Annotated in this window: 16 protein-coding genes; 13 read left to right on the top strand and 3 right to left on the bottom strand. The window is 72.3% G+C overall.

Annotated features, from left to right (window positions below):
* Positions 1-45 precede the first annotated feature (45 nt).
* On the bottom strand, positions 46-1,176 hold the full coding sequence (locus ACWGJ2_RS38380; protein WP_453351023.1) for a phosphatase PAP2 family protein: 1,131 nt from the start codon (positions 1,174-1,176) through the stop codon (positions 46-48).
* A 489-nt stretch (positions 1,177-1,665) separates the two neighbouring features.
* Between ACWGJ2_RS38380 and ACWGJ2_RS38375 the strand changes: the two genes are divergently transcribed.
* Both ACWGJ2_RS38375 and ACWGJ2_RS38370 read left to right on the top strand, forming a co-directional pair.
* The gene (locus ACWGJ2_RS38375; RefSeq protein ID WP_453351022.1) at positions 1,666-3,504 is read left to right on the top strand and encodes an MFS transporter; all 1,839 of its coding nucleotides are present in this window, start codon (positions 1,666-1,668) and stop codon (positions 3,502-3,504) included.
* Between the two features lie 43 nt (positions 3,505-3,547).
* Positions 3,548-4,729 carry an acyl-CoA dehydrogenase family protein gene (locus ACWGJ2_RS38370; protein WP_453351021.1) on the top strand — a complete coding sequence of 394 codons (1,182 nt, stop codon included), beginning with the start codon at positions 3,548-3,550 and terminating at the stop codon, positions 4,727-4,729.
* Between the two features lie 67 nt (positions 4,730-4,796).
* On the opposite strand, the gene ACWGJ2_RS38365 is transcribed toward ACWGJ2_RS38370, so the two are convergent.
* Complete coding sequence (locus ACWGJ2_RS38365) at positions 4,797-5,243, bottom strand: cell division protein SepF (protein ID WP_453351026.1); 447 nt, start codon at positions 5,241-5,243, stop codon at positions 4,797-4,799.
* A gap of 307 nt (positions 5,244-5,550) precedes the next feature.
* Between ACWGJ2_RS38365 and ACWGJ2_RS38360 the strand changes: the two genes are divergently transcribed.
* Positions 5,551-6,879, top strand: a complete 1,329-nt coding sequence (locus ACWGJ2_RS38360; RefSeq protein WP_453351020.1) for a DUF5685 family protein — start codon at positions 5,551-5,553, stop codon at positions 6,877-6,879.
* Between the two features lie 163 nt (positions 6,880-7,042).
* Here ACWGJ2_RS38360 and ACWGJ2_RS38355 read toward each other — a convergent pair whose 3' ends face one another.
* The gene (locus tag ACWGJ2_RS38355; protein ID WP_453351019.1) at positions 7,043-7,999 is read right to left on the bottom strand and encodes an ABC transporter substrate-binding protein; all 957 of its coding nucleotides are present in this window, start codon (positions 7,997-7,999) and stop codon (positions 7,043-7,045) included.
* A 515-nt stretch (positions 8,000-8,514) separates the two neighbouring features.
* Here ACWGJ2_RS38355 and ACWGJ2_RS38350 point away from each other — a divergent pair.
* From ACWGJ2_RS38350 to ACWGJ2_RS38305, 10 genes are all read left to right on the top strand, one after another.
* Positions 8,515-9,429, top strand: coding sequence for an amino acid ABC transporter permease (locus ACWGJ2_RS38350; protein WP_453351018.1), 915 nt, complete (start codon positions 8,515-8,517; stop codon positions 9,427-9,429).
* A complete protein-coding gene (locus tag ACWGJ2_RS38345) occupies positions 9,426-11,468 on the top strand; it encodes an FAD/NAD(P)-binding protein (protein WP_453351017.1) in 2,043 nt (680 codons plus the stop codon). Before ACWGJ2_RS38350 ends, ACWGJ2_RS38345 begins: the two co-directional genes overlap by 4 nt.
* A 155-nt stretch (positions 11,469-11,623) precedes the next feature.
* Complete coding sequence (locus ACWGJ2_RS38340) at positions 11,624-12,376, top strand: amino acid ABC transporter ATP-binding protein (protein WP_453351025.1); 753 nt, start codon at positions 11,624-11,626, stop codon at positions 12,374-12,376.
* Between the two features lie 11 nt (positions 12,377-12,387).
* Complete coding sequence (locus ACWGJ2_RS38335) at positions 12,388-13,422, top strand: LLM class flavin-dependent oxidoreductase (protein WP_453351016.1); 1,035 nt, start codon at positions 12,388-12,390, stop codon at positions 13,420-13,422.
* Positions 13,419-14,750, top strand: coding sequence for an NtaA/DmoA family FMN-dependent monooxygenase (locus ACWGJ2_RS38330; RefSeq protein ID WP_453351015.1), 1,332 nt, complete (start codon positions 13,419-13,421; stop codon positions 14,748-14,750). Before ACWGJ2_RS38335 ends, ACWGJ2_RS38330 begins: the two co-directional genes overlap by 4 nt.
* Before the next feature lie 10 nt (positions 14,751-14,760).
* Positions 14,761-15,636 (top strand): DUF1684 domain-containing protein, encoded by an 876-nt coding sequence (locus ACWGJ2_RS38325; protein ID WP_453351014.1) that lies wholly within the window; start codon positions 14,761-14,763, stop codon positions 15,634-15,636.
* A gap of 154 nt (positions 15,637-15,790) precedes the next feature.
* Positions 15,791-16,696 (top strand): S1 family peptidase, encoded by a 906-nt coding sequence (locus tag ACWGJ2_RS38320; RefSeq protein ID WP_453351013.1) that lies wholly within the window; start codon positions 15,791-15,793, stop codon positions 16,694-16,696.
* A 204-nt stretch (positions 16,697-16,900) separates the two neighbouring features.
* The gene (locus tag ACWGJ2_RS38315; protein ID WP_453351024.1) at positions 16,901-17,884 is read left to right on the top strand and encodes a slipin family protein; all 984 of its coding nucleotides are present in this window, start codon (positions 16,901-16,903) and stop codon (positions 17,882-17,884) included.
* 301 nt (positions 17,885-18,185) lie between these two features.
* The gene (locus ACWGJ2_RS38310; protein ID WP_453351012.1) at positions 18,186-19,256 is read left to right on the top strand and encodes a S1 family peptidase; all 1,071 of its coding nucleotides are present in this window, start codon (positions 18,186-18,188) and stop codon (positions 19,254-19,256) included.
* Between the two features lie 137 nt (positions 19,257-19,393).
* A partial coding sequence (locus tag ACWGJ2_RS38305) for a helix-turn-helix domain-containing protein (RefSeq protein WP_453351011.1) occupies positions 19,394-20,503 on the top strand: 1,110 nt, incomplete at its 3' end.

Below are 20,503 nucleotides of genomic sequence, written 5' to 3'. Positions count from 1 at the left end.
GGAGAAGGTCTCCTGTCCGCCCCGGCCGCGTTCTGCTCCAGGCCGCTACTTCGCGCGCGGCCCCAGAGGCCGCGGCCCGAGGGGCGCCGTGCGCGGGGCCTGGCGGTCGGTGTGGGGGCGCCGGGGGCCCGCGGCGGGGGCCGGGGTGACGGGGGCGCGCTCGGCGCGCAGCGGGTGCTGCTGGCGCGAGGCGGAGTGGTGCAGCCGTACGGCGGCCCCGGTACCGGACGAGGAGGCGGCCGAGGCGGAGGCGGTGGAGGCGGTGGAGGCGGTCCGGGCACCGGCGACCCCCGCGTCGCCGGGAGATCCGGGCCCGCCGGGCGTGCCGGGCGTGCCGTCGTCCTGGTGCGCCAGCTCCTCGGCCGAGAGGCCGTGCGGCAGCAGCGGCTTACGGGCGCCGACCGGCGTGGCCACGGGCGCGGGCGCGAAGCCCGGCGCCCCGGCGGCGCGCAGCCGCTCCCGCCAGGCGAAGATCAAGGCCTCTGCGCGGGCGATGGCGGGCTCGCACCAGGGGAGGCCGAGAAGGATCAGCAGACCGGCGGCCCAGCCGAGTAGCACGTCGCTCACCCAGTGCGTACCGAGGTACACAGTGGTCGCGCCGACACCCAGCGAGAAGACTGCGCCGACCACGGAGAGTACCCGGCGTGCGCGGGGCGTGGTGGCGAGGTAGGCGAGGATTCCCCAGGTCACGACGGCGTTGGCGGTGTGGCCCGAAGGGAATATATCCCCGCCGTTGAACATCTCGGCCGAGCCGATCGAGGTCGCGTAGTGGGGGCCGAGCCGCCCGAGGCCGATCTTGATCGAGCCGACCGTGACGTTGAGCAGCAGCAGCGAGGTGCCGAGCACCAGGAGGGGCCGCAGGGTGCGCTGCCGCCACGAGCGCCAGCCGAGCCAGGCCATCACGAGCACGGCCGTGGGGCCGCGCTGCCCCAGCACCACGAAGTAGTCGAGGAAGGCGTGCACTTCCGGCCACTGCTTGTACGGCCGGAACAGCATCACCTGCCAGTCGAGCTGAACGAGGCCCGTTCGCACCAGCACGGCGAAGACAATGAGCGCATACAGTCCCAATGTTGAACCGAACAACACCTTGCGGGTTCGGCTCATCCGCGGGACATCGCGGCTGCTCGGTCGCTCAGGCTCTTGCTCCAGCCTGGCGAGGATTCGGTCGGTACGCACCCAATCGACGGTACAACGGGTCCGAGAGGTGCTCGGACATGTCACCGGGTTCGTGATGACGATGTGATGTGGAGTGCGTCTCATCACAGCCTTTCTTCCACGAATTCCTCCAGCTTATCCCTCACTTAGATCCCGTATTCCGGCATGACTTTGGCGAGCCGCTAAGAGTGTCACTCGGAGAATTCCGTTCACCACCGCTTAATGGGGAATTCCCCCATCGCTTCCCCGACCGGATGCGAACGGGTCAAGGCCGGGGGCGCAGGGGTCCGTGCCGGTGAGCACCGGTGCGCGCTGGGCCGCGCCCCCTCCGCTCGCCTACGCTGCTGCCGACGCCGAGGTGAGACGCGCCACGCACCACCCGGAGCGACTCGCGTACGCTAACGGCCACTCGCCCTTCCGCGCCGGGCCGGTCGGTGGCCTGTCCCGATGTCGCACCCGGCGATTCCCCCCACGAACTGGGGAGGCGCGAGCGCAAGAGGAGGTGCGTACATGTCAGGGACGACCACGCCCGTAGCTTCGGAGACGGCGGACGTCCCCGTACACAGAGCAGGCCCGCCCGGAGCGGGCGGGAGCGCGAACCGCTGGATCGTCCTCATAGTGCTGTGCGCCAGCCTGCTCCTGGTGGCCATCGACGCCACGGTGCTGCACGTCGCCGTGCCCGCCGTCTCCGAGGACCTGCGGCCCGGCTCGATCGAGCTGCTGTGGATCGTCGACGCCTATCCGCTCGTGTGCGCCTCCCTGCTCATCCTCTTCGGGACTCTCGGCGACCGCGTAGGGCGCCGCCGGGTGCTGCTCTTCGGGTACGCGCTCTTCGCCGTCGCCTCGGCGCTCGCCACGTACGCGCACACACCCGGAGTGCTGGTCGCGGCCCGCGCGCTGCTCGGCGTCGGCGGGGCGATGATCATGCCCGCGACGCTCTCGATCCTGCGGCAGGTCTTCCCCGACCGCCGCGAGCGCGCCCTCGCCATCGGTATCTGGAGCGCGGTGGCCGCCGTCGGCGCGGCGGTGGGGCCGCTGGTCGGCGGGCTGCTGCTGGAGCACTACTGGTGGGGCTCGGTCTTCCTGATCAACATCCCGCTGATGGCGGCCAGCCTCCCGGTCGGCCGCTGGCTGCTGCCCGAGTCCACAGGGGAGCGCGACGGGCCCTGGGACGTGCTCGGCGCGCTGTTGGCCGCGGCCGGTCTTTTCGGGGTGATCCTCGGCGTCAAGCACGCGGGCGGCGGCGACCCGTTCTCCCCGCACACCGCGCTGCCGCTGGCGACGGGCGCCGCGCTGATCGCGCTCTTCGTGCGGCGCCAGCGGCGCCTGGCCCACCCCCTCATCGACTTCCGCACCGTCGCGCGCCCCGCCTTCGGCACCGCGCTCGGCTGCATCGTGCTCACGGTCCTCGCGCTGGTCGGGCTGGCGCTGATCGCGGCGCAGTACCTCCAGCTCGTCCTGGGCCTCTCCCCGCTCCAGACCGGGCTGCGGCTGCTGCCGCTCTCGCTCGCCGCCATCGCCGCCGGGCTCGTCGGCTCCCGGCTGCTCCAGCTGCTCGGGCCGCGCACGATGGTCGCGCTCGGCTTCGTGCTGACGGCGGTGGCCGTGCTGTGTCTGACGTCCGTGGGGCAGGAGGACCGCCCGGCGCTGCTCGTCGGCGGCTTCATGCTGCTGGGCTTCGGCCTGGAGACCACCCTGTTCGCCTGCTACGAGTCGATGCTCAACGAGGCGCCCGCCGAGCAGTCGGGCGGCGCCGCGGCCGTCGGCGAGACCGCCTACCAGCTCGGCGCCGGTATGGGCATCGCCCTGCTCGGCAGCGTGATGAACGCCGCCTACGCACCCGGGGTGCGCGATACCAGGGGCGTGCCCAGCTCGGCGAGCGGCGACGCCAGCCACTCGCTGGGCGAGGCGTACGAGGTCGCGGGCCAGCTCGGCGGCGCCGCGGGACACGCGCTGCGCTCAGCGGCGCGTGATGCCTTCGTCCACGGCCTCCATGTGACGCTGCTGGTCAGCGCCGCGCTGCTGCTGCTCGGCGCCCTCGCGGCGCTGCGGCTGCCGCGCACCGTGGACGGCGCGAAGAGGACGGCGGACGGGCCGGGTGGCGACGGTGACCAGGGCGAGGGCACGGCCCAGGACCAGGCCGAGGACCGGGACCGTCAGGAGCCCGGCGAGGGTGAGCGGCGCGGCCCGCCCGCGCCGCGCGTCAGCGAGGAGTGCGGGGGCCACGCGCCCGCTTCCCGCGAGGGCGCCCCGTCGCGGAACGTCGCCGCCGGTGGTCAGGACGACGGCGCGAAGGGCCGGGGGAGCGGTCCAGGGAGCCTCTTGTCGAGCGGCATTACCCGGCCGTAGCGTCAGCCGCGAGCCGCTGATCGTTTCCCGCCGGAGGCACCCCATGAGTCCCAAGCCCGCGTTCGACGTCCACGACCCGCTGGGTATCGACGACCTGCTGAGCGACGAGGACCGCGCCGTGCGCGAGACCGTGCGCTCCTGGGCCGCCGACCGCGTCCTGCCGTACGTCGCCGACTGGTACGAGCGCGGCGAACTCCCCGGAGTGCGCGAACTGGCCCGCGAACTGGGCTCGATCGGCGCCCTCGGCATGAACCTCACCGGCTACGGCTGCGCGGGCGCCAGCTCCGTGCAGTACGGGCTGGCCTGCCTGGAGCTGGAGGCCGCCGACTCCGGCATCCGCTCCCTCGTCTCCGTACAGGGCTCGCTCGCCATGTACGCCATCCACCGCTTCGGCAGCGAGGAGCAGAAGCGCGAGTGGCTGCCGCGCATGGCGTCGGGCGAGGTGATCGGCTGCTTCGGCCTGACCGAGCCCGACCACGGCTCCGACCCCGCGGGAATGCGCACGTACGCCAAGCGCGACGGTGGCGACTGGGTGCTCACCGGGCGCAAGATGTGGATCACCAACGGCTCGGTGGCGGGGGTCGCCGTGGTCTGGGCCCGCACGGACGACGGCGTCCGCGGCTTCGTCGTGCCCACCGACGCGACGGGCTTCTCGGCGCCCGAGATCAAGCACAAGTGGTCGCTGCGCGCCTCCGTGACGAGCGAACTGGTCATGGACGAGGTGCGGCTGCCCGCCGAAGCGGTGCTCCCGGAGGTGACCGGGCTGCGCGGACCGCTGAGCTGTCTGAGCCACGCCCGCTACGGAATCGTGTGGGGCGCGATGGGCGCGGCCCGCGCGAGCTTCGACGCGGCGCTCGACTACGCGAAGAGCCGGGAACAGTTCGGCAAGCCCATCGGCGGATTCCAGCTCACTCAGGCGAAGCTCGCCGACATGGCGGTGGAACTCCACAAGGGCGTCCTTCTCGCGCACCATCTCGGGGTGCGTATGGACGCGGGCAGGCTCCGGCCTGAACAGGTGAGTTTCGGGAAGCTGAACAACGTGCGCGAAGCGATCGAGATCTGCCGCACCGCGCGGACGATTCTCGGCGCCAACGGGATTTCCCTCGAATACCCCGTGATGCGGCACGCGACCAATCTGGAGTCGGTCCTCACCTACGAGGGCACCGTCGAGATGCACCAGCTCGTGCTCGGCAAGGCGCTCACCGGAATCGACGCCTTTCGGTGACGTCTCCGTGCGCGGTGGCGCACTGACGTTGTGGCGCCGGTCCAGCCGGTGAGCGGCCCTGCCGGGCTCAGCTCTGGTTGAAGAAACCGCCCTCGGTGGAGCGGCGCTCCTCACCACTGACAATTTTGTAGTCGGCCGGGGTCAGCAGGAACACCCGCGTCGCCACGCGCTCGATCGACCCGCGGAGGCCGAAGGTCAGCCCGGCCGCGAAGTCGACGACGCGCTTGGCGTCGCCGGGCTCCATCATCGTGAGGTTCACGATGACGGGGACGCCGTCCCGGAACAGCTCCCCGATGCCGCGGGCGTCCCGGAATCCGTCCGGGGTGACCGTGGCGATCCGTGTGCCCTGGTCCTGCGCGGTCTCCGCCGTCACCCGGACTCTCGGGTCGGTCACCCACGACTCGCGCGCGGCGTCCCCGGATTCCGGCCCCTCGGCGTAGTCATCGTCGTAGTAACGCATCTCGCTGTCGTCGACGAGGCCCAGCCAGGCACTCGCCTTGCGCACCGATCCCATGGACGCCTCCTCTCCTCTGCGCGCGGTCTTCGTACCGTCCGCAACTCTATGGTCGTCCATGATGCGGATGATGCGCCAAGCGGATACCCACCAGATACGTGATTCGTGACGGTACTGGTGCAGAACATATGGCGCCGGATCAGGGATCTTGTGGCGTACGCGTGGTGACGATGTGCAAGATTCGCGGAGCCCCGCCGGACGGGTGGTGACGGGGGCAGACGGGTGAGGGGCCACCACCGTTCGTCAGGTGATCTTCCGGCTATCGTGCTCCCCGCACAAGGTCCAGGAACGGTGAATCGGGGGAGCGGTGTTCGGAATAGTCAGGCCATGCCGTCACAGGCTGAGCGCGCGCATGCGGACGGAATGGATGGCCCACCTGTGCGGACTCTGCCTCGCATTGCGGGCCGACCACGGGCAGTTCTCCAGGGTGGCGACCAACTACGACGGACTCATCATCTCCGTACTCGTCGAGGCGCAGTCGCGTCGTCCACAGGACGCGGATCACTCGGGCCGTGACGGCCGGTGGCGGCGCACCGCGGGCCCCTGCCCGCTGCGCGGGATGCGCACGGCGTCCGTCGCGCGGGGCGAGGGCGCCCGGCTGGCCGCGGCCGTCTCACTGGTGCTGGCCTCGGCGAAGGTGCGTGACCATGTGGCCGACGGGGACGGCGTGCTCGCGCGGCGCCCGGTCGCCGCGGCGGCGCGCAGGGTCGCGGCCGGTTGGGACCGCGCGGGCGCCCGCACGGGTGCGGAGCTGGGCTTCGACACGTCGGTCCTGGTCGAGGCCGTGGACCGGCAGCAGGAGATCGAGACGGCGCTGACGCGGCGTCACGCGTTCGCGGGGGACGTGGCCGACGCGGGTTCTTCGGGCAGCGAGGCCGGCGGGGGCGGCGGGGGCGGCAGCGGCGCTTCGCTGCTGCTGGTGACGGAGCCGACGGAGACCGCGACCGCTGCGGCCTTCGCGCACACCGCCGTGCTCGCGGGAAGCGCCGGGAACCAGGAGCCGCTGGCCGAGGCGGGGAGGCTGTTCGGGCGGCTCGCCCATCTGCTGGACGCGGTCGAGGACCTGACGGCGGATGAGGAGGCGGGCGCCTGGAACCCCGTGGCCGTCACGGGCGCGGACCTGGCCGACGTGCGGCGACTGTGCGACGACGCGGTGCACGGGGTGCGGCTCGCGCTGCGCGACGTCGACTTCGTGGACGGCAAGCTGGCCCACATCCTGCTCGGGCACGAGCTGAAGCGGTCCGTCGACAGGGTCTTCGGCACGACGTGCGCACACGGGCACGGGCACGGTTCAGGGTCCGGGCCCGGACAGCACCCGAACCAGTCGCCCTGGATCACCCGCGACCCGACGGGACCCCCGCCGCCGCTCCGGCCCCCGTCCCGGCGGCGCGGTCTCGTCGCGGGCTGCGCGCTGTGGTCCGGGCTGTGCTGCACGGGCCAGGTGTGCTGCAAGAACCCCTACGAGGACCCCTGGAGCGGCGAGCCCCGCGAGGGCTGGTGCCACAAGTGCGCCGACTGCTGCGACTGTGACTGCTGCAACTGCTGCAACTGCTGCGGTGGCGGCGAAGGGGGAGAGGGCGGCGGGGACGGCGGGTGCTGCGACGGCTGTGACTGCGGCTGCGACTGCGGTTGCTGACCGGCGCCGACGGATGCCGACGGTTGCTGACGGGCGCTCGGCCGAATGGCTGATGTCGTTCCCGCAGGGGTGATCGCATGGATGGGGTCACCCGTGAGGGGGCTCAGGAGGGGCCCGGCGGCCGGCCGCTTCCGGCCGCCGGGCCCCCGTCGCCCTGCCCGGCTCACCTCAGCTCGGGCGGGCTGATCCGGGACCGCTCGATGGCGGACTCACTGGTGCCCCACTTCCGCAGGACGCGGTCGTAGGTGCCGTCCTCCTTGAGGTGCTCGACCGCGGCCTGGAAGGCGGGCGCCAGCGGTGAGCCCTTCCTGAAGGCGAAGCCGACGTCGAGCCGCTGGTACTCGTTGAGGAAGCGCAGCCCCGGCTGCTGCTTCACCGCGTACCGCAGCCCGTTGATGGTGCTCATCACCACGTCGCTGCGCCCCTGCTGGAGGGAGATCCACAGGGCGCCCTGCTCGGCGTACGTCGCGACGTCGTAGGGCTTCTCGCCCGCCTTCGCGCAGGCGGACCTGTGCTGTTCCAGGGTGGTCTCGAAGGTGGTTCCCGCGCCCGTGGCCACCGTCAGGCCGCACAGTTGCTTCAGGTCGGTGACCTTCTTCAGCGGGCTGTCGTCCCTGACGGCGAAGCCCTGGCCGTCGTTGATGTAGGTCACGAAGTCGATCGTCGCGCGCCGCTCGTCGGTGACCCCGAAGTTCCCTGTGCCCAGGTCGTACTTGCCGCTGCCCAGCGCCGGGAGGATCGCCTCGAACCCGGCCACCTCCCGCTTGAGGCGCAGCCCCAGCGCCCGCGCGGCGGCGTCGGCGAAGTCGACGTCCTGGCCCGCGACGGTCCTGCCGTCCTCCCGGTAGGTGGCGCCTGGCGGGGTGCCGACGCTGGTGGCGACGGTGAGCGTGCCGCGCTCGCGCACGGCGGCGGGCAGCAGCGCCGCCGCCTCGGGGTCTTTCCGCACGGACGAGACCACGTCCTGGCCGGGGATCCTTCCCTTGCCCCCGGTCCCGGTTGCGGCGCCCGAGGCGTCGCCGCCGCTGCCGCATGCGGAGAGGGAGAGGAGAAGGGTGAGGAGGAGGACGAGGGCGGGGGCGACGACTTCGGGGAGCGGTCGAGGAGGTCTGGAGCGCATACGGAGCCCTTCTGCCGGGCGCGGGGAGGTACGGGTGCACGTGGGGACGCGAGGGGAGGGGCACGCGCCGGCCCGGCGGCACCGTGGGCGGCGCCGGGCGCGGAGGCGTGTGACGTGGTGGAACCGTGTGAAGGCGCGGTCGCGCAAGGCGACGTTCAGCGCGGGAAACGCCGGGGCGGACGGGCGCGGCCCGGGCCGCGGCACGCGCCGGAGGGCGCGGGCGGCCTCACGGGCGCGGGATCAGCGCTGACAGGAGGACGACCACACCCGACCGAAGTCGATGTGGTCGCGGGTGACCAGCCGCTGCCGTGGACGCATGCGCTCAGTGGAACAGCGATCCGTGTCCACGTCAACTACCCCCTGGGAAGGGCCCGGAGCGGCCCGGAGCGGTACGGACGGTCTTGACAAGAACACGTGCACCGCGCTTAGCCTCATGGTCCGGCGGTGCTGAGGGGCGCCGCCGGGTGTGAAGGCGAATCCACCGTGTTCGATCTCTGCATCCACGGAGCCTTCGTATGTCCGCACAGCCGGATACCCTCCTCGAATCCCCAGACAGTCCGCTCGACGAGCCCTCCACGTCCGCTTCCGGGGCCGGATCCGGCCCGCTCCGCGTGGTCCCCGTGCGCCGCACCGGACAGTGGGCCGCGGCCACCGCCGTCGTGCTGCTGCTCGCCATGGCGGTCAACTCGGCCGTGCGCAACGACGCCTTCCAATGGGCCGTCGTCGGCGACTACTTCACCTCGGCCGCCGTCCTCCGCGGGCTCGGGCTCACCCTGTGGCTGACGGGGCTCGTGACGGTGCTGGGCTTCGCGCTCGGCACCCTGCTCGCCGTACTGCGGCTGTCGGCCAACCCCGTGCTGCGGCACGTCAGCCGGGGCTACGTCTGGCTGTTCCGCTCGGTGCCCGTGCTGGTCCAGTTGCTGTTCTGGTTCAACATCGGGGCGCTGTATCCCCGGCTCGGTCTCGGCATCCCCTTCGGGCCCGAGTTCCTGACCGTCAGGACCACGAATCTCCTGGGGCCCATCGCCGTCGCCGTCATCGGGCTCACCCTGCACGAGGCCGCCTACGCGGCCGAGATCGTGCGCGGCGGACTGCTCTCGGTCGGCAAGGGCCAGACGGAGGCGGCGCAGTCGCTCGGCCTGGGACCGTGGCGGCGGCTGCGCCGCGTCGTGCTGCCGCAGGCGATGCGCGCGATCGTGCCGCCCGCGGGAAACCTGCTGATCGGCACATTGAAGGGCACGTCCATCATCAGCGTCATCGCGGTGCAGGACCTGCTCTACTCCGTGCAGTTGGTCTATCACCGCACCTACCAGGTGATTCCGCTCCTGCTGGTCGCCACCCTCTGGTACATCGCGGTGACCTCCCTGCTCGGCGTCGGCCAGCACTACGTGGAGCGGCACTACGGGCGCGGGACGGCGGACGCGCGATGAACCCGTCGGCCAAGCCGTCAGCGCCGTCGAACCAGCCGGAACCGCCAGAGGCAGGCGCGCAGCGGCCCTCCCTCGTGATCGTCGGCGCCGGTCCGCGCGGCACGGGACTCGTGGAGCGCGTCGCCGCCAACGCGGCCGAGCTGTACGGCGGCAGGCCACTCGACCTGCACCTCGTGGACCCGCACCCGCCGGGCGGCGGCCGGGTCTGGCGGCCCGACCAGTCGCCGCTGCTGTGGATGAACTCGATGGCCGAGGACGTCACCATGTTCACCGACGACTCGGTGCGGTGCGCGGGCCCGATCCGCCCAGGACCCTCGCTCGCCGAGTGGGCCCAGGGCGTACGCGACGGAGCCGTGCCCGCACCCGAAGACCCCGCGCTCGCCGCAGAGATCCGCGCGCTCCGGGGCACCGACTTCCCCACCCGCAGGCTCCAGAGCGCCTACCTCAACTGGGTGTACGAGCGCGCCGCCGCCGCGCTCCCGCCCGGCATCCGGCTGCGCCACCACCGGCGGCGCGCGGTACGGCTGACCGGGCCCCGCGAGGGCCGCCAGCGCGTGTGGCTCGAAGGCAGCGCGACGCCGCTCCTCGCCGACCTGGTCGTCCTCGCCCTCGGCCATCTCGACGCCGAACCTGACGCGGAGCAGTGCGCCCTCGCGCGGTTCGCCGCCGCGCACGGGCTCGTCCACCTGCCGCCCGCGTTCACCGCCGACGCCGACCTCTCCGCGCTGCGGCCCGGCGAGCCCGTCCTCGTGCGCGGCTTCGGTCTCGTCTTCGTCGATCTGATGGTGCTGCTGACGGAGGGGCGCGGCGGACGCTTCGTCAGTGCGGACGGTGCGGACGGTGCGGATGGCCGGGAGGACGGTGAGGGCGATGGCGCGGGCGAGCTGGTGTATCTGCCCTCGGGCCGGGAGCCGGTGCTGTACGTCGGCTCCCGCAGAGGCGTCCCGTACCACTCGAAGATCGGCTACGGCTGGCGCGGCGCACGCCCCACCCTGCCGCGCTTCTTCGGCCCCGCGCAGGTGGACGAGCTGCTGAGACGGCCGGGGCAGCTCGACTTCCGGCGCGACGTGTGGCCGCTCATCGCCAGGGAACTGGGCCACGCCCACTACGAACGCCTCTTCGCCGCGCACCCCGAACGCACCCGTGGCAGCGCGCGGGACTTCGCCGAGCGCTACGCGGCCCTCGTCCCCGGCGACCCCGGTGCCGAGCCCGCGCTGGCCGCGCTGGTGGAGGCCGCCGTGCCCGACCCCGCCGACCGCTTCGACCCGGCCGCGCTCGACCGGCCCCTCGCCGGGGACGAATACGAGGACGCGGCGTCGCTCCAGGAGGCGGTGCGCGCGTACGTCGTCGCCTACCTCGACCGCCGCGCCGACCCCGCGCACAGCCCCGACCTGGCCGTCTTCCTCGCGCTGCTCTCGGTCTACGGGCAACTGGTGCCCCTCGTCGGCTCGGCCCGTATCGCGCCGCGCTCGCGGATCGCGGACCTGGACGGCTGGTGGCACGGCTTCTTCAGCTACTACGCATCCGGTCCGCCCGCGCCCCGGCTGCGGCAGTTGCTGGCGCTCTCCCGCGCGGGCCTCGTCCGCTTCCTCGGCCCCGGCATGACCGTCGAGGCCGACGCGGAAGAAGGGGTCTTCCGCGCCCGCGGCAGCGCGGTGCGCGGTGCGGGCGGCGAGACCGTGGCCCGCGCGCTGGTCGAGGCGCGGCAGCCCGCGCCCTCCGTACGCCGCACCCGTGACCCGCTGCTGCGCGCCCTCCACGAGGACGGCGCGGGCGGCGAGGAAGTGCTCCGCGAGGACGGCGCCGCGCTGCCGACCGGGCTGCTCGCCGTGGACCCGGACGACGGCCGGGTCCTGGAGCGCGACGGGCTTCCGCACCCGCGCCGGATCGCCCTGGGCGCGCACACCAACAGCCGTGCGTACGCCGCGTTCGCGCGGCCCCGTACCAACGCGCCCGCCTTCCGGCAGAACGACGCGACGGCGCGTGCCGTCCTCACCTTCCTCCGCGACCGCTGTGCGCCGCACGGCGCCGCGGCCTGAACGGCTCCGCGCCGACCTCTTTTCCCCTCCCCTTTCTTACGCCCGTTTCCCGAGTCCCTTCCCGCGCCCGACCCCGAGGAAGCCCCATGCCCCTGACCAGCGATCCCGATACCCGAACCCGAACCGATACAGGCACCGTCGCCCCCGCCCCGCTCATGGTCGACATCACGGCCGTGCGCAAGCGCTTCGGCCCGCACGAGGTGCTGCGCGGCATCGATCTCCAGGTGGCGGAGGGCGAGGTCACCGTCGTCCTGGGGCCGTCGGGCTCCGGCAAGTCCACGCTGCTGCGCACCATCAACCACCTGGAGAAGGTGGACAGCGGCCGGATCAGCGTGGACGGCTCCCTCGTCGGCTACCGGCGCTCGGGCGACAAGCTCTACGAGCTGCGCGAGCGCGAGATCCTCAAGCAGCGCACCCGCATCGGCTTCGTCTTCCAGGAGTTCCACCTCTTCCCGCACCTCACCGTGCTGGAGAACGTCATCGAGGCGCCCATCGCCGTGCTGCGCAGGCCGTACGAGGAGGCGGTGGCCACGGCGGAACGGCTGCTGGAGCGGGTCGGGCTCGCGGACAAGGCGGGCGCGTATCCCGCGCGGCTCTCCGGCGGACAGCAGCAGCGCGTCGCCATCGCCCGCGCGCTCGCCGTCGAACCGAGGCTGCTGCTCTTCGACGAGCCGACCTCGGCGCTCGACCCCGAACTGGTCGGTGAGGTCCTCGACGTCATCAAGGACCTCGCGCGGCAGGGCACCACGATGATCGTCGTCACCCATGAGATCGGCTTCGCGCGCGAGGTCGCCGACACGGTCGTGTTCATGGACGAGGGCCTCGTCGTCGAACGGGGCACGCCCGCCGCCGTCCTGGAAGCGCCGCGCCACGAGCGCACCCGTGCCTTTCTCTCCAAGGTCCTGTGAGGGGAGCCCCCATGACCACCGACCACATCCCGGGCCCGCTCCGGCTCGCCGTCGCACTCGACGCGTCCGACGCCCCCGACCCGTCCGCCGAAGAAGCAGCCGTAGACGTCCCCGCCCTCTTCGCGCCCGGCCACTGGATCCGGCTCGCGCGTCTCGCCGAGCGTGGCACCCTCGACTTCGTCACCCTCTCCGACTCCTTCGCGGGCCCCGGCATCGACGCCCCGGCCACCCTTGCCAGGGTGGCGCCCGAGACCCGGCACATCGGGCTCGTCCCGGCCCTGACCACCACCCACACCGAGCCGTTCCATCTCTCCAGCGCGCTGGCCACCCTCGACTGGGTCAGCCGGGGCAGGGCCGGGTGGACGCCCTCGGTCTCCGCGACGGAGGCCGAGGCCGCGCTCTTCGGCCGTCGGCAGGGCGCGCCGCCGTCCGCGCTGTGGCGGGAGGCGGGCGAGGCCGCCGACGTCGTGGCCAGGCTCTGGGACAGTTGGGAGGACGACGCGGAGATACGGGACGCGTCGACGGGCCGCTTCATCGACCGCGACAAGCTGCACTACGTCGACTTCGCGGGCGAGCACTTCTCCGTCCGCGGCCCCGCCATCGTCCCGCGCCCGCCCCAGGGCCGCCCCGTCACCGTGGCCGATCTGACGGACGAAGAGCCGCGCGGCGCGCTGGCGCCGCACACCGATGTCGCGCTGGTACGGGCCGCGGACCCCGTCACCGCGCGGGCCCTGCGCGAGGAGCTGCGCGCCCGGGTGCCCGGTCTGACGGTGCTGGTGTCACTCCCCGTCGAGCTGCACGGGGACGGCGAAGCGGCCGGGCTCGCCGGTCTCCTCGCGGACTGGGCGGCGGAGGGCGCGGCTGACGGGTTCCATCTGCGCCCGGCCGCGCCCGCGCGCGACATCGCGCGGATCGTGGGGACCACCGTGCCCCTGCTGAGGGAGCGGGGCCTGGCCCGCGACCGCTACGAGGGCGCCACCCTGCGCGCGCACCTCGGACTGCCCCGCCCCGACAGCCGCTACGCACCCGCCAGGGAGTCCGCATGACCTCCGCGCCGCAGCCGCAGCCCCCTACCCGTCCCGGCGCCCGCGCCCGCAGGCGGATGCATCTCGCGGCCCACTTCCCGGGCGTCAACAACACCACCGTCTGGACCGAGGGCGGCCCCGAGGCCCTCGGCAACCAGATCGGCTTCGACTCCTTCGTCCACCTCGCGCGCACCGCCGAACGCGGGCTCTTCGACTTCTTCTTCCTCGCCGAAGGGCTGCGGCTGCGCGAGCACAAGGGCCGTATCCACGACCTCGACGTCGTCGGACGGCCCGAGGCGATCACCGTCCTCAGCGCGCTGGCCGCCGTCACCGGGAAGCTGGGCCTCGCCGCCACCGTCAACGCCACCTTCAACGAGCCCTACGAACTCGCCCGCCGCCTCGCCTCCCTCGACCACCTCAGCGCGGGCCGCGCCGCCTGGAACGTCGTCACCTCCTCCGACGCCTTCACCGGCGAGAACTTCCGGCGCGGCGGCTTCCTCGACCGCGCCGACCGCTACACCCGAGCCGCCGAGTTCGTCGCGGTGGCCCGCACACTGTGGGACTCCTGGCCGGAGGGGGAGCGGGCGCCGCGCCCGTTCGCGTACCGGGGCGAGCACTTCGACGTCTCCGGGGAGTTCTCGCTGCCGCGCTCGCCCCAGGGACGCCCCGTGGTCATCCAGGCCGGTGACTCGGACGAGGGCAGGGAGTTCGCGGCCTCGGCGGCCGACATCGTCTTCACCCGGCACGGCACCCTGGAGGCGGGCCGCGCGTTCTTCGCCGACGTCAAGCGGCGGCTGGGCGCGTACGGGCGCGAGCCGGACTCCCTCAAGATCATGCCCGGGGTCACCTTCGTCCTCGGCGACACGGCGGCCGAGGCGCAGGAGCGGGCGGCGGAGGTCCGCCGTCAGCAGATCACCCCGCAGAACGCGCTCCTCGCGCTGGAGCAGGTCTGGGGCGTCGACCTCTCCTCGTACGACCCGGACGGACCGCTCCCCGACATCGATCCAGAGCCCGAATCGCAGTTGGCCCAGGGCCGGGTGCGGCACGCGGACCCGTTCGCGCTGGCCGAGCGGTGGCGGGCGCTGTCCCGCGAGAAGGGGCTGTCGATCAGGGAGACGGTGATCGAGGCGACGGGCAGACAGTCCTTCATCGGCACCCCGGAGGCCGTCGCGGCTGAGATGGACGCGTTCGTCCAGGAGGACGCGGCCGACGGCTTCATCCTGGTGCCGCATCTGACCCCGCACGGGCTCGACGAGTTCGTGGCCCGCGTCGTCCCGCTGCTCCAGGAGCGGGGCAGCTTCCGCACGTCGTACGAGGGCACGACCCTCCGCGACCACCTCGGCATCTAGGTTGATCAACATGAGCACAGAAGCATCACGCGCGGCAGCGGCGACGGAAGCCGACACGGAGGGCTCGCGCGAGTGGGAGCGCTGGCGCGAGAAGCGCGTCCGCGTCGCCGCCGCGCCCTACGGCCCGCTCTCCGTGACGGGTACGCACTGGATCGCCGAGGCGGAGCACGGCCGCATCGCGGGCCTGCCGGGCGAGTGGGCCGAGACCGGGGACGGCGGGGGAGTGCTGCTGGAGGCGACCGTGGCGGACGGCCTCGCCGTCGACGGCGAACTCCTCGCGGGCGAGGTCCTGCTCGGCGAGGACGCGGGACCGCCGGAGGAGTCGCGGGTCGGCTACGGGGCACGGCGGCTGGTGCTGCTGCGCCGCGAGGGGCTGTGGGCGGTACGGGTCTTCGACGCGGACGCGCCCGCACGTCGCGCCTTCACAGGGATCGACGCCTTCCCGTACGACCCGGAGTGGGTGCGGAAGGGGACGTTCCTGCCGTACGGGGAGGGGGAGCGGAGCGTGCGGGTGGGGAACGCCGACGGGCGGGAGCGGGGGCTCGGCCTCGCGGGCGAGCTGTCCTTCACCGCGCCCGACGGCAGCGGGCACACCCTCCAGGTCTCCCGGGTGGAGGGCGGCGCGCTGTGGGCCGTGCTGGCCGACGGCACCAGCGCCCGTACGCCCGACGGCCCGTCCGACGTGACGGGCAGGCCGTCCAGCTACAGGTTCCGTTTCCTCCGCACGGAGGCCCCGGGCGCGGACGGCTCGGTGCGTGTGGACCTCAACCGGATCACGCTTCCGCCGTGCGCGTTCAACGACAACTTCCTCTGTCCTTTTCCGCCACCGGGCAACACCCTGCCGTTTGATCTCACGGCGGGGGAGCGGCGGCTAAGCGGCAGTTGAGCGGCGGCTGAGCGCCGCGGGCGGGCGCGGACGGACGGATGCGGGCGGGAAGCGGACGTCCGAAAGGCGCCCTTGCGCGTCCTGATTTTCACGGCGAATACTCCATGCAGCGTTTGTCAGGAGCACGCTTTGATATCCCGATCGGGAGGAATAAGTGAGGATCAAGCGCACTACCACCAGTAGCAGCGCGGCCCGCCGGAGACGCACCAGGCTGATAGCCGCCGCGTCCGGCATGGCGGCCGCCGGAGCTCTCATGGTTCCGGTTTCAGCAGCCGCCGACGCTCCGACCACCTACAGCGCGAGCGAACTCAAGTCAGTGAGCGACGCCGTGCTCGACGCCGATGTGGCGGGCACCGCGTGGTACGTCGACAAGAAGACGGACCGGCTGGTCGTCACAGCCGACAGCACGGTCTCCCAGGCCGAGCTGGCGAAGATCAAGCAGGAAGCGGGCGGCAAGGCCGGCGCGATCGACGTCAAGCGGACGCCGGGCAAGTTCAACAAGCTCCTCGCGGGCGGCGACGCCATCTACGCGACGAGCTGGCGCTGCTCGGCGGGCTTCAATGTCCGCAGCGGCAGCACCTACTACTTCGTGACGGCCGGTCACTGCACCGACGGCGCGGGCAACTGGTGGACGAACTCGGGGCGTACCACCCTGATCGGCCCCACCGCCGGGTCCAGCTTCCCGGGCAACGACTACGGGCTGGTCCGCTACAGCTCCTCCGTCTCCCACCCCGGCACCGTCGGCAGCGTGGACATCACCGGCGCGGCCAACCCCACGGTCGGCCAGACCGTCACCCGGCGCGGCAGCACCACCGGCACCCACAGCGGCCGGGTCACCGCGCTGAACGCGACGGTCAACTACGGCGGCGGCGACGTCGTCTACGGCATGATCCAGACCACCGTCTGCGCCGAGCCCGGCGACAGCGGCGGCCCCCTCTACGCGGGCGGCACCGCTCTCGGCCTGACCTCGGGCGGCAGCGGCAACTGCTCCAGCGGTGGCACGACCTTCTTCCAGCCGGTCGTCGAGGCGCTGAACGCGTACGGTGTCAGCGTCTACTGATCCGCTGACCCGCACCACTCGCACCACTCGCTGATCCGGAACCGTCGGTGGATCAGCGCCGCAGGACAGAACGGGCCCCCGTCCCGGCACACACGCACTCGTGCCGGGACGGGGGCTCGACCGGTTCTGCGAGCAGGGCTACGGTTGAGGGCACTTCTCTCCTTCCCTCCCAGAATGCCGGACTCATGGCGGCAGGAGGCCATCATGGTCGTGGAGTTGGTGGCGGCGGGGCTCTCCGGTGGTGCGCTGTATGTGATGGCGGCGGCCCGGGTGGTCAGGCAGTACGAGCGGGGGCTGGTCTTCCGGCTCGGCCGGTTGCGGCCCGCCGTGCGGGGGCCGGGGTTCACGATGATCGTGCCCGGCGTGGACCGGCTCCAGAAGGTCAACATGCAGGTCGTCACGATGCCCGTGCCCGCGCAGGAGGGCATCACGCGGGACAACGTGACGGTGCGCGTCGACGCGGTGGTGTATTTCAAGGTCGTGCACCCGGCCGACGCGATCATCCAGGTCGAGGACTACCGCTTCGCGGTCTCCCAGATGGCGCAGACCTCGCTGCGCTCCATCATCGGCAAGAGCGAGCTGGACGATCTGCTCTCCAACAGGGAGAAGCTGAACCAGGGCCTGGAGCTGATGATCGACAGCCCGGCCGTGGAGTGGGGCGTCACGGTCGACCGGGTGGAGATCAAGGACGTGTCGCTGCCCGAGACGATGAAGCGGTCGATGGCCCGGCAGGCCGAGGCGACCCGCGACCGCAGGGCGCGGGTCATCAACGCGGACGCGGAGCTGGAGGCGTCCAAGAAGCTGTCCGAGGCGGCGAAGCAGATGTCCGACCAGCCCGCGGCGTTGCAGTTGCGGCTGTTGCAGACCGTCGCCGCCGTCGCGACGGAGAAGAACTCCACGCTGGTGCTGCCCTTCCCCGTGGAGCTGCTGCGCTTCCTGGAGGGGCCGCGGGAGGGGGCCGGGGCGCGGGCCGGGCGGGCGCCGCTGCCCGCCGAAGGGGCGGCCCGGCTGTCCGAGCCCGAACCGGACCGGCTGTCCTCCGAACCAGGCCCGCTGTCCGGCGCCGACCGGCCGACGAGCGTGGACGATTCGGGCCGCCTCAACAAACCGGGCGACCTGGACAAGGCGGATCAACTGGCCGGAACGGGCGAGGCCGCCGGGGAGCGGCGGCCGGAATCCGGCGGCTGAGGATCGATTCCCGGACAGGCGCGGCCCTCACCAGGCACGGGACCGGCGCACGGTGCCCGGTGTCCGTACAGGGGATCGACGTGCACGACTATCGGTGGCTACGCTCGCCGGGCGACAAGAACGAACTTTCCGGTGCCTGACGGGAACTGGACCTTGTGCGGCACGCCCTGTTCTCGTAATACTCGGCGCCACGAGTTGGCATGAACGCGACTTCCTCTTGGGAAGAAGCCTCGTGTCAGCACTTCCTCCGGGGCCGTTCTCCTCTGACGGGCGGCTCCAACCCCCCACTGGAGGTTCAGAGTTGCGACACAAGCGACAGATATCGAAGCGCCGCCTCGCCATAGCGGGCGCCGGTGTGGCGGCCCTCGTGGCCGGATCCTTCACCCTCTCCCAGGCCAACGCGGCCGAGGACACCCCCACCCTGAAGACACTCTCCGCCGAGTCGGCCTCCAAGCTGGCCTCCACGCTCACCTCGGACATCAAGGGTGACGCGGGCTCGTACTACGACGCCAAGGCCAAGCAGCTGGTCGTCAACGTCGTGGACGGCGCGGCCAAGGAGAAGGTCGAGGCGGCGGGCGCCAAGGCCAAGGTCGTCCAGCACACGCTGGGCCAGCTCAACTCCGTCAAGGACACCCTGACGGCGAACGACGTCAAGGGCACGTCCCGCGCGGTGGACGTGAAGACCAACAAGGTCGTCGTCACCGCTGACAAGACGGTCAAGGGCGCCGCGCTCGACAAGCTGAAGAAGCAGGTCGAGGCCCAGGACGGCAAGGCCGAGCTGAAGCGGACCGCGGGCGAGTTCACCACCAAGATCGCTGGTGGGGACGCCATCTGGGGCGACGGCTCGCGCTGCTCGCTCGGCTTCAACGTGACCGTGGGCGGCAAGCCCGCGTTCCTCACGGCGGGTCACTGCACCACGGCCATCACGAGCTGGTCGGACAGCGAGGGCGGCGAGCCGATCGCCGAGAGCGGCGACGGCAAGTTCCCGGGCTCCGACTACGGCATCGCCACGTACACCGGCGACACCGAGCACCCGAGCGAGGTCAACCTCTACGGCAGCACCCAGGAGATCTCGGGCGCGGCCGAGGCCGAGGTCGGCCAGCAGGTCACCCGCAGCGGCAGCACCACCCAGGTGCACGACGGCACGGTGAAGGCCCTGGACGCCTCCGTCTCCTACCAGGAGGGCACGGTCGACGGCCTCATCCAGACCGACGTCTGCGCCGAGCCCGGCGACAGCGGCGGCTCCCTCTTCGCCGGTGACAAGGCTCTGGGCCTGACCTCCGGCGGCAGCGGCGACTGCTCGTCCGGCGGGGAGACCTACTTCCAGCCGGTGCCCGCGGCCCTGGAGGCACTCGGCGCCGAGCTTCCCTGACGCCTGACGCCTGACGCACAGCGCATCTCTCACAGCGGGACCCCCGGCCGGTGGCGGCCGGGGGTTCTGTGGTGCGCGGGGGAGCACGTCCCCGGAGCGGTCGCGGACGGGGCCGGCCAGGGGCCAGTATGAGAACCGTGACCCTCGGAGACCGCATCCGGCAGCGCCGCATCGCCCTCGGCTTAAGCCAGAACGCGCTGGCCAGGCGGGCGAATCTGCTCGCCGGACTGGCATCCGGAGGGCTCACCCGCACTGAGATCAAACGCTACGAGCGCGCTGGGCGACGCCCCACCGAGTGGCTACCGTTCATCGCGGGGGCACTTGGAATGTCCCCCGATGAGCTGAAGGGCGTCACGGACCCGATCGACGCGGTCCTGGCCGATCTCGAAGTGGACGTGGGCATGGCCATCGACCGGCGGACCTTCCTGACGGACAGCAGCGGATTACTGACCGCCGTGCTGCCCAGCGGCATGAACTCCTCCTCGCACGTGCCACCCGAGACCGTGGGTTTCTTCCGCGAGCGGCTGGACGGGCACTGGCGGGACGATGCCATGCAGGGGCCCATGCGCCGTGCCATCGCCGTAGCGCAGTACAGAGTGCTGGAGTACGTGGCGAGCCGGGCCGGCGGAGCCGTGCGCCGGGAGTTGTGGAAGACAGCCACGGCCTGGGCCGGGCTGGTCACCTGGCTCTGCCAGGACGCCGGGCAGATGCGCCTCGCCTGCAACTGGGGCGCTCGCACGCTGGAACTGGCCCATCGTGCTCACGACCAGCAGCTCGTCGCGCACGCGATGGCCAACAGGTCGATGATCGACATGGACCGGGGGGACGGCCAGGCCACGGTGGAAATGGCCACGGCCGCTCTGGGGAACAGCGGCCTGTGCGCCAAAGTGCGCGCCCAGGCACTTCAGCAGGCCGCGCACGGGTACGCCCTCATCGGCGACCGCGCGGCCACTGACGAACACTTGGACCGGGCCGAACCTGAACTCGCCCGCATCGACGACGAGTACCCGTGGGGCAACGCCCTTCGCACGCCGCTCTACCTAGAGATCCAGCGCGCCACCTGCTACACCCGCCTCGGCCTGGGAGCCGAGGCGGTGCGGCTGTGGGATCAGGTCCTGGACTCCGCGCCCCGCCGCAACAGCGGAGTCTTCTCCGCCCGGTACGCACGGTCGCTGGCCACCGCCCGGCGGCCGGAGGAGGCGGTCACCGCGCTGGAGGCGGCGATCCAGGTCGCGGCCGAGGTCGAA

The sequence above is a fragment of the Streptomyces sp. NPDC054796 genome (assembly GCF_053611545.1).
Note: the sequence above shows the minus strand (reverse complement) of the source record. Positions and strands in the feature narration are given on the sequence as shown.